The 13,852-nt window shown below is 59.8% G+C and carries 16 protein-coding genes; 6 read left to right on the top strand and 10 right to left on the bottom strand.

The window, feature by feature from the left end; genetic code table 11:
* Positions 1-41: 41 nt before the first annotated feature.
* Positions 42-767: a flagellar basal-body rod protein FlgF gene (gene flgF, locus LQK83_RS14305; RefSeq protein WP_230838067.1), complete on the bottom strand. Its 726-nt coding sequence runs from the start codon at positions 765-767 to the stop codon at positions 42-44.
* Between the two features lie 196 nt (positions 768-963).
* Between flgF and motA the strand changes: the two genes are divergently transcribed.
* The 6 genes from motA to LQK83_RS14275 all read left to right on the top strand — a co-directional run bounded on the left by motA (position 964) and on the right by LQK83_RS14275 (position 6,395).
* On the top strand, positions 964-1,842 hold the full coding sequence (gene motA, locus LQK83_RS14300; RefSeq protein ID WP_230838066.1) for a flagellar motor stator protein MotA: 879 nt from the start codon (positions 964-966) through the stop codon (positions 1,840-1,842).
* 101 nt (positions 1,843-1,943) lie between these two features.
* A complete protein-coding gene (locus LQK83_RS14295; protein WP_230838245.1) occupies positions 1,944-2,825 on the top strand; it encodes a FliM/FliN family flagellar motor switch protein in 882 nt (293 codons plus the stop codon).
* A 241-nt stretch (positions 2,826-3,066) separates the two neighbouring features.
* Entirely contained in the window at positions 3,067-3,636 is a 570-nt protein-coding gene (gene fliN, locus LQK83_RS14290) for a flagellar motor switch protein FliN (RefSeq protein ID WP_230838065.1), read from the top strand.
* 20 nt (positions 3,637-3,656) lie between these two features.
* Entirely contained in the window at positions 3,657-4,697 is a 1,041-nt protein-coding gene (gene fliG, locus LQK83_RS14285; protein WP_230838064.1) for a flagellar motor switch protein FliG, read from the top strand.
* A gap of 169 nt (positions 4,698-4,866) precedes the next feature.
* A complete protein-coding gene (gene flhB, locus LQK83_RS14280; protein WP_230838063.1) occupies positions 4,867-5,955 on the top strand; it encodes a flagellar biosynthesis protein FlhB in 1,089 nt (362 codons plus the stop codon).
* Entirely contained in the window at positions 5,955-6,395 is a 441-nt protein-coding gene (locus tag LQK83_RS14275; protein ID WP_230838062.1) for a hypothetical protein, read from the top strand. The genes flhB and LQK83_RS14275 overlap by 1 nt, the downstream gene beginning before the upstream one ends.
* Before the next feature lie 35 nt (positions 6,396-6,430).
* Here LQK83_RS14275 and visR read toward each other — a convergent pair whose 3' ends face one another.
* From visR to LQK83_RS14230, 9 genes are all read right to left on the bottom strand, one after another.
* Entirely contained in the window at positions 6,431-7,165 is a 735-nt protein-coding gene (gene visR / locus LQK83_RS14270) for a transcriptional regulator VisR (RefSeq protein ID WP_230838061.1), read from the bottom strand.
* A gap of 51 nt (positions 7,166-7,216) precedes the next feature.
* Positions 7,217-7,885 (bottom strand): transcriptional regulator VisN, encoded by a 669-nt coding sequence (visN, locus tag LQK83_RS14265; protein ID WP_442966769.1) that lies wholly within the window; start codon positions 7,883-7,885, stop codon positions 7,217-7,219.
* 271 nt (positions 7,886-8,156) lie between these two features.
* Positions 8,157-9,878 (bottom strand): flagellar basal-body MS-ring/collar protein FliF, encoded by a 1,722-nt coding sequence (fliF, locus tag LQK83_RS14260; protein ID WP_230838059.1) that lies wholly within the window; start codon positions 9,876-9,878, stop codon positions 8,157-8,159.
* Between the two features lie 181 nt (positions 9,879-10,059).
* On the bottom strand, positions 10,060-10,452 hold the full coding sequence (gene cheT / locus LQK83_RS14255; protein WP_230838058.1) for a chemotaxis protein CheT: 393 nt from the start codon (positions 10,450-10,452) through the stop codon (positions 10,060-10,062).
* Between the two features lie 19 nt (positions 10,453-10,471).
* Positions 10,472-11,032, bottom strand: a complete 561-nt coding sequence (gene cheD / locus LQK83_RS14250; RefSeq protein WP_230838057.1) for a chemoreceptor glutamine deamidase CheD — start codon at positions 11,030-11,032, stop codon at positions 10,472-10,474.
* Complete coding sequence (locus LQK83_RS14245) at positions 11,029-11,418, bottom strand: response regulator (protein WP_109855767.1); 390 nt, start codon at positions 11,416-11,418, stop codon at positions 11,029-11,031. The genes cheD and LQK83_RS14245 overlap by 4 nt, the downstream gene beginning before the upstream one ends.
* Positions 11,418-12,476 carry a protein-glutamate O-methylesterase CheB gene (cheB, locus tag LQK83_RS14240; RefSeq protein WP_230838056.1) on the bottom strand — a complete coding sequence of 353 codons (1,059 nt, stop codon included), beginning with the start codon at positions 12,474-12,476 and terminating at the stop codon, positions 11,418-11,420. The genes LQK83_RS14245 and cheB overlap by 1 nt, the downstream gene beginning before the upstream one ends.
* The gene (gene cheR, locus LQK83_RS14235) at positions 12,473-13,378 is read right to left on the bottom strand and encodes a protein-glutamate O-methyltransferase (RefSeq protein ID WP_230838244.1); all 906 of its coding nucleotides are present in this window, start codon (positions 13,376-13,378) and stop codon (positions 12,473-12,475) included. The genes cheB and cheR overlap by 4 nt, the downstream gene beginning before the upstream one ends.
* Positions 13,378-13,845 (bottom strand): chemotaxis protein CheW, encoded by a 468-nt coding sequence (locus LQK83_RS14230; protein WP_230838055.1) that lies wholly within the window; start codon positions 13,843-13,845, stop codon positions 13,378-13,380. The genes cheR and LQK83_RS14230 overlap by 1 nt, the downstream gene beginning before the upstream one ends.
* Positions 13,846-13,852 lie beyond the last annotated feature (7 nt).

Raw genomic sequence — 13,852 nt, 5'->3', positions numbered from 1 at the left:
TGACCGAACCTGCTCCCTTCGACGATCAGATGCCATGATCCTCATGATTTCGACCCGAGTGACTTTATGGCCTCTTCAAGCGAGGTTTCATTCTTCTGCATCGCGGCAGAAACATCCTCGAAATTGCGTTGAACCATGATCAGCCGCGTCATTTCCTGGACCGGGTTGGAGTTTGACTCTTCAAGAAAACCCTGGACGACGCCGGCATCGATTCGATCCACCACGGCCTGCGAGCCGCCCGCCGGAATGAAGGCGGAGCCGCCGACGCGCTGATAACCGTTGTTCATGTTGGCTTCAAAAAGCCCCAGGACAGCGACGCGCTTGCCATCCACCTGAAGCGAGCCGTCGTTACCGAGCGACACGGCACTGCCGTTGGTTGCGATCTGGATCGGCGAACCGCCCGCATCGAGAACGGGATAGCCCTGAACTGTCACCAGCCCACCACTGGGCGTCAGCGAAAAGCGTCCGTCGCGGGTCAGTGCAGGACCGGCAGGCGTCTGCACCTGGAAATAAGCATTACCGCGAATGGCGAAGTCAAAAGAATTGCCGGTCGGCGTCAAAGCGCCGTTCTTTTCCGACAGGAACTCCTTGCCCGGGTCCACATAGTGAACGTCGGTGCCGCCGCTGCGCTGAAGGACGTCCTGGAACTTGATCTCGGTCGCGCGAAAGCCGACGGTATTCAGGTTCGCGACGTTGTCTGCCAAGGTCGCCAGACGCTGTTCGAGCGCGACCTGGGAAGACAAGGACACGTATATGCCGGTTTCCATGGGGGTTCCAGATAAGCAGGAGGATCGGAATTTGCGGCCAACTTGCGGCGCTCGGCTTGTGCGAGGCTTTATCCGTGACTTCGCATATGTCCCGTGGCGGTAAAGAAGTCACCGAATGGTTAGCCCTGCCAGCCTCACGCAAGGGAAAATTCATACCAGAGTGTTCGAATGTCGTTTTCGACGGGAGTATTCTGGCATGAACATGATCATCGGTCTGGTCGTGACCTTCGGCTGCGTATTCGGCGGCTACATGGCGGCGGGCGGACATTTCGGCGTTCTTGTACAGCCGTATGAACTTCTCGAAATCATCGGGGCTGCCGTCGGCGGCTTCATCGTTGCCAATCCGATGAAGGTCATCAAGGACACAGGCAAGGCGCTCGGCGAAGCGCTGGGCAACAAGGTGCCGAAAGAGCGCCACTATCTCGACATGCTGGGTGTTCTCTACGCCCTGATGCGCGACCTGCGCACCAAGTCGCGCAACGAAATCGAAGCCCATATCGACAACCCGGAAGAATCCTCGATCTTCCAGGCTGCTCCGACGGTTCTGGCTAACCACGAACTGACCGCCTTCATCTGCGACTATGTTCGCCTGATCATCATCGGCAATGCGCGAAGCCACGAAATCGAAGCGCTGATGGATGAGGAAATCAACACGATCGAGCACGACAAGCTGAAGCCGCACAACGCGCTGAATGGCATGGGCGACGCCATGCCTGCAATCGGTATCGTCGCGGCCGTTCTCGGCATCATTCACACCATGGGCGCGATCAGCGAGCCGCCGGAAGTGCTCGGCGAACTCATCGCCGCCGCTCTCGTGGGCACATTCGCAGGTATCTTGATCTCCTATTGTATTCTCCAGCCGATCTCGGCCTCCGTGAAGGTGGTGCGCGAGAAGCAGAACCGCCTTTATGTCATCGTCAAGCAAACGCTGCTGGCCTACATGAACGGCTCGGTGCCGCAGGTTGCTCTGGAATATGGCCGCAAGACCATTTCTGCCAAGGAGCGTCCGTCCATCGATGCGGTGGAACAGGAAATGATGAACCCCGGCGGCGGCGGTGACGCGAAGGCGGCCTGATGTCTGAAGCGGCAGAAGTCATAGAACCCGATGTCGAGACCGCTCCGGACGACGCCCCCTCGGCGCCTTCCGCAACGTTCGACCCTACCCTGCTTGCCCGAATGACCGGCGAACTGGGCGATGCCGCAAGCATCGAGCGGATCGGCCACGAGCTGACGGCCGCTTATATCGAATTTCTGCCCGACATCTTTCATAGTGAAACCGGCTTCAAGATTGAGGTCCGTTTCGGCTCGCTGAAGACCGGGCTGAAGGCTCAGCTTCTGGCAGATCTCGGCGACACCGTCGCGCTTTGCGACGCCTCGCTGCGCGGCTGGTGTCCGGAGTTCACCATGGCCTGCGGCAGCACGTTCGTCCTGACGCTTGTGGAGGCCATGCTGGGCGCTCCGCCGGAACTGATCGAGCCGCCGTCGGAGCGCGCCCTGTCGAAAATCGAACTCGACCTGACGGAGATGATCTTCTCCAAGGTCGCCAATGTGCTGCGGACCGCGGTTGCGACGGGCGGCAATTTCGAACCGGTTCTGAGCAATCCCTATAACGCGCCGGACCGCCCAAAACCGCCGGAAGGTTATCGCGACCCGAATGCCGCGCTGATCAGCCTGATCATCAGCTTCGGCAAAACGGAATCGATGATCCACATCGTGGCGCCCCAACGGAACTTCCTGAAGACCAAGGTGACGGCGGCAAAACCCGCCGGCCGGGCCAAGAAGGAATGGACCGACCAGATCAAGGAGCAGGTGCAGCGCTCCCAGGTCGGCGTCGAAGCGCGCATAAACCTGCAGCCCCAGACGCTCGGCATCATCAGCAAGCTCCAGGTCGGCGACGTGATCCCCTTTGAGGATCTGGGCGATGTCAAGGTGCAGGTGAACGCCAATGGCAAGGAGCTCTATTTCGGGGAGTTCGGCCGCAGCGGCACGCGCTACACGGTGCGGGTAACCGATACATATTCGACCGAAACCGACCTTCTGGAACACCTGATGGGCTGACACGCGGGGGGTGATTTCCTGCAAACGGTCGGCAGCGATTCAATCCGGTCACACCGCCCCGAAATTCGGTCCGATCCGTCGGTTTCGACCGGGCGAAGCAATCGTTTTTAAATAAGAATCAGCTAAGGATTCGACGTGAGCGCGTCCGCATATCGGCGGATGCGAATTCTTCAACATGTTGGAACGTGCGCACGGCCTGTCGATCACGCCTGGCGCAAGTTTGAACTGGAATAAATCGGCCATGGCAAAGCAGACGACAAAAACCGGAGAAGAACCCGTAGAGGATGACATCCTCGCGAATTTTTCGTCTGACGCCGCTCCCGATCTTGATACTGGCCTTGATGACCAGATCGACAGCCTTCGCGGTGTGCTGAAAAGCGATGCCGAGGGTGGCTTGCCGGAATTTGGGGAAGGCGGCGGCTTCGATTTCGACGCGTCCTCGGATGGCGCGATGGGCGAAACAGATCTTTCCCAGTTTGGCGGCGGCTTCGGCGGCGGCATGGACGCAGGCTTTGGCGGCGGCATGTCCGACCATGGCCATACGACCGGCAGCGCGCTGCACGCCAATATCGACCTGATCATGGATATTCCGATCGACGTTCAGATCGTGCTCGGAAACAGCCATATGCATGTCGCCACGCTGATGAACCTGACCGAAGGTGCCACGATCGCGCTTGATCGCAAGATCGGCGAACCGGTCGAGGTCGTCGTCAACGGACGTCAGATCGGCCGAGGCGAAATCACCGTTCTCGATGAAGACAATACCCGCTTCGGTATCAGGATGATCGAAGTCAAGCCGATCAAGCGATAGACGGCAATGAGTTGGAAGCCATGATGGATTTCGAAGAATTTGAGGAACAGGCTGCATACAAGCCACTGACTCCGCCGGAGAAAGCCGCCGCCGTGCTGCTTTCGATGGGCAAGTCGGTGGCGGGCAAGCTCTTGAAATTCTTCACGCAGCACGAGCTGCAGGTGATCATTCGCGCCGCGCAGAATCTCCGGTCTATTCCGCCTCACGAACTGATTCAGCTGACCAACGAGTTCGAGGACCTGTTCACCGAGGGCGCCGGCCTCATGGACAATGCCAAGGCGATGGAAAGTATCCTCGAGGAAGGCCTGACGCCGGAAGAGGTCGACAATCTGCTCGGCCGCCGCGCCAATTTCCAGAGCCTCGAATCCAGTTCCATCTGGGACGAGCTTGGCGAAACCGACCCGATTTTCGTCGCGAACTTCCTCGAAAAGGAACATCCGCAGACGGGCGCCTATATTCTCTCCATGGTTCCCTCGAGCTTCGGCGCCAAGGTGTTGATGGAACTCAACGAGGAACGTCGTGCAGACGTCATCAACCGTACGGTCAATCTGAAGCAGGTCAGCCCGAAGGCAGCCGAGATCATCGAAAACCGCGTGGTCGAATTGATGCGCGCGATGGAAGCAGAGAAGAATGCGACCGGCACGGTCAAGGTCGCCGAACTGATGAACGAGCTGGAGAAGGAACAGGTGGAACAGCTGCTCGGCGCACTGGAGTCGCTCAGCAAGGAAGCTGCCGAAAAGGTTCGCCCGCGCATCTTCCTGTTCGAAGACCTTCTCGCCATGCCGCAGCGCAGCCGCGTCACGCTCTTCAACGACATTTCGGCGGATGTCATCACCATGGCGCTGCGTGGCTCGCCGATGGATATCCGCGAAGCCGTCCTTTCGGCCATCGGCGCACGTCAGCGCCGCATGATCGAATCCGATCTCGGCTCCGGAACGACCGGCATCAATCCGCGCGACATCGCAGTGGCCCGCCGCTCGATCGCGCAGGAAGCCATTCGCCTTGCAAACAACAACCAGATAGAATTGAAGGAGAAGGGCGAGTCGTCGGCTGCGGCCTGACGCCCTCGCCTCTCTTCAACCTCACCATGGCCGGGTTTCCCGGCGCGGCGAGTTGAACGCGTGTCGCGGCTTCGAAAAGCGCGCCGCCGCGGCAATTCCATGTTTGTGACTCCTGTCATGACCGCAAGATCGCCCTAGCGTCTTGCACGACAGGTTCGAGGGCTGATCCATGGCTGATGATGAAGACAAGGACAGCAAAACAGAAGACCCGACAGAGAAACGAAAACAGGACGCGCTTGAAGAGGGCAATGTCCCGTTTTCCCGAGAGCTGACGTCGCTTGCCTCGACGGTCGCGATCTATGTCTTCATCGTCTTCTTCGCAACGGACGGTTCGATCCGGGTCGCCGGAAGCTTGAAGGACATTTTCGAACAGGCAGACCAGTGGCGGTTCGATTCCAGCCCCGACGTGATCTCGCTGCTTTACAGGCTGGCCTGGAATGCCGGGGGTCTGGTGCTTCCCGCTCTGGTTCTGATCATGGGCTTTGGCGTGGCCTCGTCCGTTCTGCAGAACATGCCGAGCCCGGTTCTCGACCGTATCGCGCCGAAGTTTTCGCGCGTATCCATCGTCGCCGGCATCGGACGTATGTTCAGCCTGCAGACGCTGGTCGAATTCGGCAAGTCGCTCATCAAGGTCATCGCGGTTTCGATCGTCGTCGGCTTTGCGTTGAAGGACGAATTCTTCGGGTCGCTGTCGTTGATGTTTTCCGACCCGACGGTCATGTTCTCGCGGATGGTGAGCGATCTGCGCACGATCCTCATCGTCATGCTCTTCGCCACCGCCATTGTCGGTCTCGGCGACTTTTTCTGGCAGCGCCGGGAATGGTACGAAAATCTGAGAATGACGAAGCAGGAAATCAAGGAAGAGTTCAAGCAGGCGCAGGGCGACCCCGCCGTAAAAGCCAAGCAGCGCTCCTTCGCCCGCACTCTCTTGCGTCGACGCATGATGGCCAATGTGCCCCGCGCCACACTGATCGTCGCAAACCCGACCCACTATGCGGTGGCGCTGCGCTATGCGCGCGAGGAAAGCGACGCGCCGATCGTCGTGGCCAAGGGGCAGGATCTGATCGCGTTGCGCATTCGCGAGATCGCCGAGGAAAACAACATTCCCGTTTTTGAAGATCCGCCTCTGGCGCGCTCAATGTTTGCGCAAGTCTCGGTCGATAGTGTCATTCCACCGGTGTTTTACAAGGCCGTCGCCGAACTCATTCACCGCGTCTACTCGAAGCAGAACAAGTCCAGACAAAATAAGCGTGGCTAATGAGAAAAAACCCATTTTCTGAACAGCGCGAGCAAATTCTGGCCGAGGCGATCCGCCCGGTAGCCTCGGAACTGCGTCTGGTGGATGCCGCAGATCTGATTTCGCTCCTCAAGTTCGAGCATTATGGCAGCCTTGCCGATCTCGTCTCCTCGGCCGCGGAACTCTATTTCCATCCCGGCACCGTCAAGCTCGGCGTCGGCGGAAATTACCGTCTGGAATGGGATAGCGAGCCCGAGGTCGAACTCGATCTCGAGATCAAGCCGCAGGGTGTGACGATCTATGCGAAGCTCGCGCTGAGCAAGAACCATGCGGGCGTCGAAATCAATCATATCGATTTCAAGAACCCGGCCGCCAATCCCGAAGACAACACCGTCTTCCTTCGCAACGCACTTGCGAGCTCGCGCTATCACACGGATCAGAAGGCTGCCATGGCCGGCTGACGCGGCTGGCCCGCCGGTCGCCCTCAGTTACACAGTCAGTTGATGTAGCCGAGGCGTATAGCCTTGGCGATCGCCTGAATTCTGTTGACGGAATCGAGCTTGGTTGTCGCCGTGCCCAGATAGGCGTTGACGGTGTGAACCGAGAGGCCGAGCTTTTCGGCGATCTCTTCGCTGGTACGACCGTCTCCCGCCATCTGCAGGCAGGCGATTTCGCGCTCCGTCAACATTTCCGCCGGTTGTCCGCGACGTTCCTCGTTCTGAAGCTGCCGCGCCAGAGCGCCCGTGACCTGAATATGCGTGTCGAGAATGATCTCGCTGGTCAGATCCAGATAGGCCGATGTGAAAACGGCAAAGCCGTTTCCGGTTGAGCCAAGGCGAACGGGAAAGGCGATTCCGGCAAACGGCAGGGAGCGACCCCGCAACCGCGTGACAAAGCCGTCGAAGTCGACGGTCTCCGAGGTCGAGCTTTCGTCCTTTCCGTTCCACAGAAGCGGAAGGATCGACACGTCGAGATGCTCCACCATGGCGTCGCCATAGAGCTCGAGTACGGCCTGCGCGCCGGCGCTGCCGCCCGGGAAATTATCGGCCACCAGCTTGATCGATCGCTTCGAAGTAAGGCCCGATCCAGAGACACGGAACACCGCGAAGTTGCGTGCATTCAGCTTGCGCTGCAGGGCCGTCATCTGTTGCAGGAGATCCGCGCCTCTGCGGGAACGCGCCTTCGCTGCACCCGCTGATTCCGGGTCATACCGTTCATGAAGTTGCGGCATCACGTATCCTCGGACGGTTCAGCGCGGCGAAGCACATCGATGACGATGACCTCAGACGAGATTGTTGCGGACGGCATAGGCAATGGCTTCCGAACGGTTCTTGGTGGCGGTCTTTCGCATCACGCTGGTGATGTAGTTGTTGATCGTGTTTTTCGAGATGCCGAGGATCATGGCGATTTCATCGCTCGTCTTGCCTTCGGCGATCCAGTAGATGCATTCCAGTTCGCGCTCGGTCAGGTCCATCTCGCGGTCCATCTGGACCTTGCGCGCCGTTCTCATGCTCAGAATGTAGCCGGAGAGAAGGCCGGCCTCCATGACGCGCTGGCTCGAATGTGCCGTCTGATCCGGCATCAGCAGCAGCAGAATGTAGCGCGAGCGCCCGGCATTGAAGATCAGGGAACAATATTGCCGGCTCACACCTTCGGGAAGAAGGATTTCGTCGGAGAAAAAGGCAAATGCCGGCTGGAGAGCGGACATGCATTTTTCGAGTTCGTTCGAGCGGTGATAGCTCGCATGCAATTCTTCATCGATCTGCCGCACCAGATCGAAAGGCCAGTTGGAACTGAGCACGTTGTCGAGACGCTGATCGCTGACCATGTCATAGCGGGCAACCAGATAGGCCGAAGCGCCGCAATATTCCGTCACGAGATCAAAGGGCATGGACAGACTGCATGCGTCTGTCATCCGGGAAAGGCGCGTCAGCAGGAATTCCCGGCTCATCATGCGCCGGCCCACTTCTGGTTCTGGCCTCTCCATCGGCTGGCCGGTAGGAGTGATCTCCTTCTGACTCATTACATCCCCAGTGCCCAAAGGCATCCTGCCCGACATCCCGGCTCGCACGGCGCGACCCGGTTAATTCGAATCAACCAAGTGTATCGCCAGCGCCGTAGCAGCGACACATGCAAAATCGACGGATGTTGATCTATCACCAGCCTGTTGCCGCTGGGTTTGACGAAAGGTGGGACGTGTCGCAAAAAGGAAACAGGGCGCCTTATGCCGCCCTGTCCACTGCCCACTTGCGAAGGATCTTCGCTGCGCGCTCTTCGCTGATCTCGACCATACGGGCAAGGCGCCGTTCCGGCCCTTCCTTGACGCGACGGTTGAAGCCGCCCTCGTCCTCGTCGCCAGCGGTCAGCAGGTCTTCGGTGCTGTCGAAGCCGAAGTCGGAACCGAAGCCTTCCATCAGCGTTGCGCCAGGGCCGCCGACCGCAGACGGAGCGAAGTCGGGGAGTTCCAGGCCCAGCGAGTCGGCCTGGCCTTCGATCGCGCCGCCGGGAGCCCCGGCAGCGCCGGCCACGACCAGACCGGTGCCCATGGACTTGGCCAGCGGACGGAAGCCGAGCCAGACGATCAGGAAGGCGACCACGATGAAGGCAAGCGAGTTGATGATGCCGGCGAGGTTGCGCGACAGCAGTTCCATGATGCCCGGGCCGGAGGATGCCGCGTCGGCGATCAGCTGGCTTTCGAGGAAGTCCATGACCGTGACGTTGATTTCGTCGCCACGCTTGGGATCAATGCCGGCGGCCGCGGTGACGACCTTCTGCATCTCGGCAACATAGGCATCAATCTTGGCCTGATCAACGGGCTCTCCGACCAGCTTGGCCACGCGGGCCTTGTTGACGACCACAGCAATCGAAAGCTTGTCGATGGCATAGCTGTTGCGAACCGTCGAAACCGTCTTGCTGTTGATCTCGTAATTGGTCGTCTCTTCCTTCTTGTCCTGCTCGTCATTCTGCGAGGGGCCACCCTTGGCGGAGCCTGCGGCCGTGCCCTGCGGAATGTTCTGCTGAACCGTCGTCGCGCTGTTGCTGTCGGTCTGCTGCGACTTCTGGCTCTCCTTGGTCGTGCGTACGGAACGCTCGACCTTGGAGTCGGGATCGAAGGTGGTTTCCTGGGTCTGCTGGGCGTCCGTGTTGAGCTTGGCGACGACGCTGGCGCGGAAATTGTCGATGCCGAGGAACGGCGACAGCGCCTTGTCGATATTGGCTTCGATCTGCGACTGGACCTGCAGCTCAGTATTGAGCGAGCGATTGGCCGCCGTGTTCGAATAGTCATCGCCCGAAGCGAGCAACTGTCCAGTGGAATCGAGGATCGTGACGTCATCCGGGCTGAGGCCGGGGACTGAAGAGGCGACGAGATGTCGGATTGACTGAGCCGCCTTGCGGCCTGCCTGCGCACCGGCGCGGATCATGACCGAAGCGGTCGGCTTCTGTGTACCTTCGCGGAACGAGCCCTGGTCAGCCAGGACAATGTGGACGCGGGCGGCGGAAATGCCCTGAATCTGCTGAATGGTGCGGGCGATCTCGCCTTCCAGCGCGCGGACCTTAGTGATCTGCTGCATGAAGGATGTGAGACCGAGCGAGCCGACCTTGTCGAACAGTTCGTAGCCGGAATTGGCGCTGTTGGGCAGCCCCTGCTCGGCGAGCAACAGGCGTGCCTGCGCGGTCTGGCCCACCTTGACCTTGATGCTGGTTCCGTCAGTGCCCTGCTCGAAGGGAATACCGGCGCCGGCAAGCGCCAGGCTGATCCGGCTCACGTCGCTGGCGTCGAGGCCAACGTAGAGCGTCTCCATGGACGGCTTGTTCAGGTAGTAGGTGGCGCCCAGGATGAGTGCGATTGTCAGAGCGCCGACGCCGGCGAGTGCTGCCAGTCGACCGGGACCGAGGCCCGCGAGGTTCTTGCCGATCGCCAAAAGCTGATTCAACAGATTCATTCTGTCCCGCACCGTCATCATTGACTTCCGGCGGAGGCTGCTTTTCGGACAATGTCCTTCAGAAACTCCCGGGCAACGGTGCGAATTGGGAATCGCGCCGCAGCTTTACGCCGTGGCGGAAGATTAGGAATCGAAGCTTGCGCGAACTTGTCGGGGGCTAAGGTGCGCCGCCGCGACGACCTCAGAAGAACTCGAAGTCGCCGGACGCCTTGTTGATGGGCTGCGAATGGCCGTGTCGCGCTGCTGCCTTGCTCAGCGCCTTCTGCATGTCAGCGAGCTTGACGAGGCTGAGCGCAACGGTCGTATCCACGAGCCAGTCCTCTGGAATTCCAGAGGTAATCGTGTCGATGAATTCGGCAAGACCGCGCGTCTTCTGCACGGCCAGATCGATGCCCTGCAGAACCTTGATTCGATCGGCCTCATTCAGGACGCCGGGATGATCGGTATTGGAAATCGTTGGCTCGATGCGCTCGATGAGATAGGCGACGTCGTGCAGTTCCGACACGATACGCATGAGAACTTCCGGAAGGGCTTCGTCTATCTGCATCTGTGACATTTCCTTATCGAGACGCATCCGCCCCCCCACTTTACGATTAAAAGAATTCGACCGACGTATCGACCGCCGGCTTCGGCGCCGGTGCGATCGGTCTGATTTCGGCTGCGACCGTGCGCTGCGTTTCGACCCCCGTCAGTGCATGCTGGCGCGCGCGGCCGGAGACCGGCCAGAATTCGAGCTTGCGGCCATGTTCGCCGCCTGTGGACGAACCGACGACCCTGATGCCTTCATCGCGCAGGAAGCGCGCCGCGAATTCCGCGTTCTGCGCTCCCACGTTGGAGAAGCTTGCGATCGTCTTCGCGCCTCCAAAAATCTTGGCCTCCATGCGATCCTTACGCGCACCCTGCTTCAACAGCCCGTTGATGAGAAGCTCCATCAGGTGAACGCCATAGCGCGTCGCGTCGCCGCCTGCGGCCAGCGCTTCCGTGCTGCCCGGCAGGAGAAAGTGGTTCATGCCTCCAACGCCTGCCGCAGGATCACGGATACAGGCCGCCACGCACGAACCGAGGATCGTCGTGATGACGACGTTCGGGTCGTTTGACACCTTGTATTCCCCCTGGATGATGTTGATCCGGCGCGGCGGGAGGTCAAGACTCATTTCAGCGATCCAAATACGGCCTCGATGGCGGCTTTCATTTTCTCAATGGTGAAGGGCTTTGCCAGAACGTTGTTCGCACCGAGCTGGGCCGCTTTCTGGACGAGCGCGCGGTCGCCCTGCGCGGTCAGCATGATGAATGCTGCCTTTTTCGTGGCCGGGTTGGTGCGCACGGCCTGAAGGAACCCGAGGCCGTCCATTTTCGGCATGTTGAAGTCGGAGATCACCAGATGATGCGGTGCCGTCGACATGATCTTGTAGCCCTGCTCGCCGTCACCGGCGACCGTGATCTGCTTGAAGCCGAGCTGGGTGAGCGCATCGCTCAACAACAAACGGCTTGTCACCTGATCGTCTACGATCAGAACCTTGATCTTCTCTGCTATGGACATTATTCGCTTCCTTCTTTCCGGGCTGCTGTCATTTTCAAAACTTCCTCGCCGATGTGCCCGAGCGGCAGTTGACGTTCGACCGCCCCTAATTCGTGGGCAACTCTTGGCATTCCGTAAACGACGCAGGATTTTTCGTCCTGTCCGATCGTTCTGGCTCCAGCATAGCGCATCTTGAGCAGGCCTGCTGCGCCGTCACGGCCCATGCCTGTCAAAATCACGCCGACGGCATTGCGCCCGGCCAGCTCGGCCACGGAGTCGAACAGGACATCGACCGAGGGTCGATGACCATTGACGGGCGCGGATTCCAGCAGCCGGCAAGCCGGCGCGCTGGCATTGACGACCTGCAGATGACGTTCTCCGCCCGGAGCAAGATAGATCTTGCCGATCTCGAGACGGGCCCCATCTCGGGCCTCCTCGACAACGGGGGCGCAGAGACGGTTCAGCCGATCGGCAAAACTCTTGGTAAAGGTCGGCGGCATGTGCTGCGTGATGACCGTCGGCGGGCAATTCACGGGGAATCCCTGCAGCACGGTGATCAGCGCCTCGACGCCGCCGGTGGACGATCCGATCGCCACGATCTTGCGACCAACGCGATAGGCGTTTTCACTGTTGATATTGGCCGGCGGCTGGCGCGTGGACGCCGAAACCGGTCCGCCATGGCGGTATTTCGAACGGGCCGCAGCCTTGACCTTTTCCGCCAGGTCATGGAACGGGCGCGGCTCGCCGGGGGCCGGCTTGCCGATGCAGTCGAACGCGCCGATTTCCAGCGCGGCCAGGGTGGCATCCGCACCGCGATGCGTCAGCGACGACACCATGATTACCGGCATGGGCCGGAGCGTCATGATCTTCTCGAGGAAATCCAGCCCGTTCATGTTGGGCATTTCGATGTCGAGCGTGACGACGTCGGGGTTCAGCCGCTTGATCGCCTCGCGCGCTTCCATGGCATCACCGGCCTGCCCGACGACGTCGACATCGGGATCCGAACTCAGGATCGCCGAGATCAGCCCGCGCATGGTGGGCGAATCATCGACGACGAGGACGCGTGCAGGTGCGCTCATGCCGGCCTCCTCGCGGATGTGCCATGCAGGCGATACGTGGTGATGCCGATATTGTCGAAACGGTTCTTCGCCTCGCCGGTCACGCGCTCGGAATGGCCGATATAGAGATGGCCGCCTGGCGGCAGCTGTTCGGCGAAACGCGACCAGATGCGCGTCTGCGTCGGCTCATCGAAATAGATAACGACGTTGCGGCAGAAGATGACGTCGAACTTGCCCTTGAACGGCCAGTCGGTCATCAGATTCAGCTCGTTGAAGGTGATCAGGCGCTTGACGCGATCATCGATCTTCCACTTCTGGCGGCCGGCCGCATCGACCTGCTTGAACCACTGACGACGCATGTCGGCACTGACCGTTTCCAGCGCGTTCTGGTCGTAAGCACCTTCGCGGGCGATCGCGAGGATCTTGGGATCGATATCGGTCGCCAGGATCTTGATATCGTAATCCGCCGCATTCGGCATCATCGACAGGATCGTCAGCGCGATCGAATAGGGCTCCTGTCCGTCCGAGCAGGCCGCAGACCAGATGCGGACGCGGCCGCCTGCCTTGGCACGGGCGAAAAGCTCGGGCAGAACCTCGTCGCGCAGATGCTCGAAATGATGGTTCTCGCGGAAGAAGCGCGTGAAATTTGTCGTGAGATAGGAGAGCATTTCACGACGCTCTGCAGCGCCTTCCGGCGAGGCGACAAGATTGCAGTACTCGCGGAAGCTTTTCAGGCCCAGCTTGCGGATATGTTTCGACAGGCGCGAGTAGACCAACGAGGCCTTGGTCTCGTTGAGGAAGATGCCGGCATCGGCGTAGATCATCGCCGCAATTTCGGAGAGATCCCGCCGTGTCAGCGGAAATTCACCGTTTGCGAGGAACTCTTCGCCCGGCAGCTTCTGGTCTATCGCAAGTGGGCTCATCATGCTGCTTCGCTTTCGTTACCCTGAACAAGCGCATCGAGCTCGAGCAGGCAAATCATGCGGCCTTCCACGGCAATGATCCCGCGTGCAAAGGCACGCACGAATTCCGCGGAGACCTCGGGTATCGGCTGTATACTGTCGTCAGTGATGCCCAGAATGTCCGAGACCGCATCGACGAGCAGGCCAACGATCTTCTCGCCGATCTGCACAACGATGATCACATGCCGTGGGTTCGGCTCCGAAGGCTTCATGCCAAGGCGTAGCGAGAGATCAACGATCGGCAGCACAGCGCCGCGAAGGTTGATCACGCCCATCATGTAGTGCGGCGAATGCGGCATGGGCGTGGCTTTCGTCCAGCCGCGTATTTCGCGCACGACCATGATGTTCACGCAAAATTCCTGATCGCCAATGCGGAAAGCGATCAGCTCTCGGACACCCTTGGTCAGATTTTTTGCAGCAATCGTCATGTCAGAA

Source organism: Rhizobium sp. C1 (assembly GCF_021026335.1).
Taxonomy (GTDB): Bacteria; Pseudomonadota; Alphaproteobacteria; order Rhizobiales; family Rhizobiaceae; genus Ensifer_A.
Note: the sequence above shows the minus strand (reverse complement) of the source record. Positions and strands in the feature narration are given on the sequence as shown.

What these genes read in the sequence shown, in the direction of transcription:
- flgF (WP_230838067.1), bottom strand. Translation starts at nt 767, where the DNA reads ATGGAAACCGGCATATACGTGTCCTTGTCTTCCCAGGTCGCGCTCGAA.
- motA (WP_230838066.1), top strand. Translation starts at nt 964, where the DNA reads ATGAACATGATCATCGGTCTGGTCGTGACCTTCGGCTGCGTATTCGGC.
- LQK83_RS14295 (WP_230838245.1), top strand. Translation starts at nt 1,944, where the DNA reads ATGACCGGCGAACTGGGCGATGCCGCAAGCATCGAGCGGATCGGCCAC.
- fliN (WP_230838065.1), top strand. Translation starts at nt 3,067, where the DNA reads ATGGCAAAGCAGACGACAAAAACCGGAGAAGAACCCGTAGAGGATGAC.
- fliG (WP_230838064.1), top strand. Translation starts at nt 3,657, where the DNA reads ATGATGGATTTCGAAGAATTTGAGGAACAGGCTGCATACAAGCCACTG.
- flhB (WP_230838063.1), top strand. Translation starts at nt 4,867, where the DNA reads ATGGCTGATGATGAAGACAAGGACAGCAAAACAGAAGACCCGACAGAG.
- LQK83_RS14275 (WP_230838062.1), top strand. Translation starts at nt 5,955, where the DNA reads ATGAGAAAAAACCCATTTTCTGAACAGCGCGAGCAAATTCTGGCCGAG.
- visR (WP_230838061.1), bottom strand. Translation starts at nt 7,165, where the DNA reads ATGCCGCAACTTCATGAACGGTATGACCCGGAATCAGCGGGTGCAGCG.
- visN (WP_442966769.1), bottom strand. Translation starts at nt 7,885, where the DNA reads ATGAGCCGGGAATTCCTGCTGACGCGCCTTTCCCGGATGACAGACGCA.
- fliF (WP_230838059.1), bottom strand. Translation starts at nt 9,878, where the DNA reads ATGAATCTGTTGAATCAGCTTTTGGCGATCGGCAAGAACCTCGCGGGC.
- cheT (WP_230838058.1), bottom strand. Translation starts at nt 10,452, where the DNA reads ATGCGTCTCGATAAGGAAATGTCACAGATGCAGATAGACGAAGCCCTT.
- cheD (WP_230838057.1), bottom strand. Translation starts at nt 11,032, where the DNA reads ATGAGTCTTGACCTCCCGCCGCGCCGGATCAACATCATCCAGGGGGAA.
- LQK83_RS14245 (WP_109855767.1), bottom strand. Translation starts at nt 11,418, where the DNA reads ATGTCCATAGCAGAGAAGATCAAGGTTCTGATCGTAGACGATCAGGTG.
- cheB (WP_230838056.1), bottom strand. Translation starts at nt 12,476, where the DNA reads ATGAGCGCACCTGCACGCGTCCTCGTCGTCGATGATTCGCCCACCATG.
- cheR (WP_230838244.1), bottom strand. Translation starts at nt 13,378, where the DNA reads ATGAGCCCACTTGCGATAGACCAGAAGCTGCCGGGCGAAGAGTTCCTC.
- LQK83_RS14230 (WP_230838055.1), bottom strand. Translation starts at nt 13,845, where the DNA reads ATGACGATTGCTGCAAAAAATCTGACCAAGGGTGTCCGAGAGCTGATC.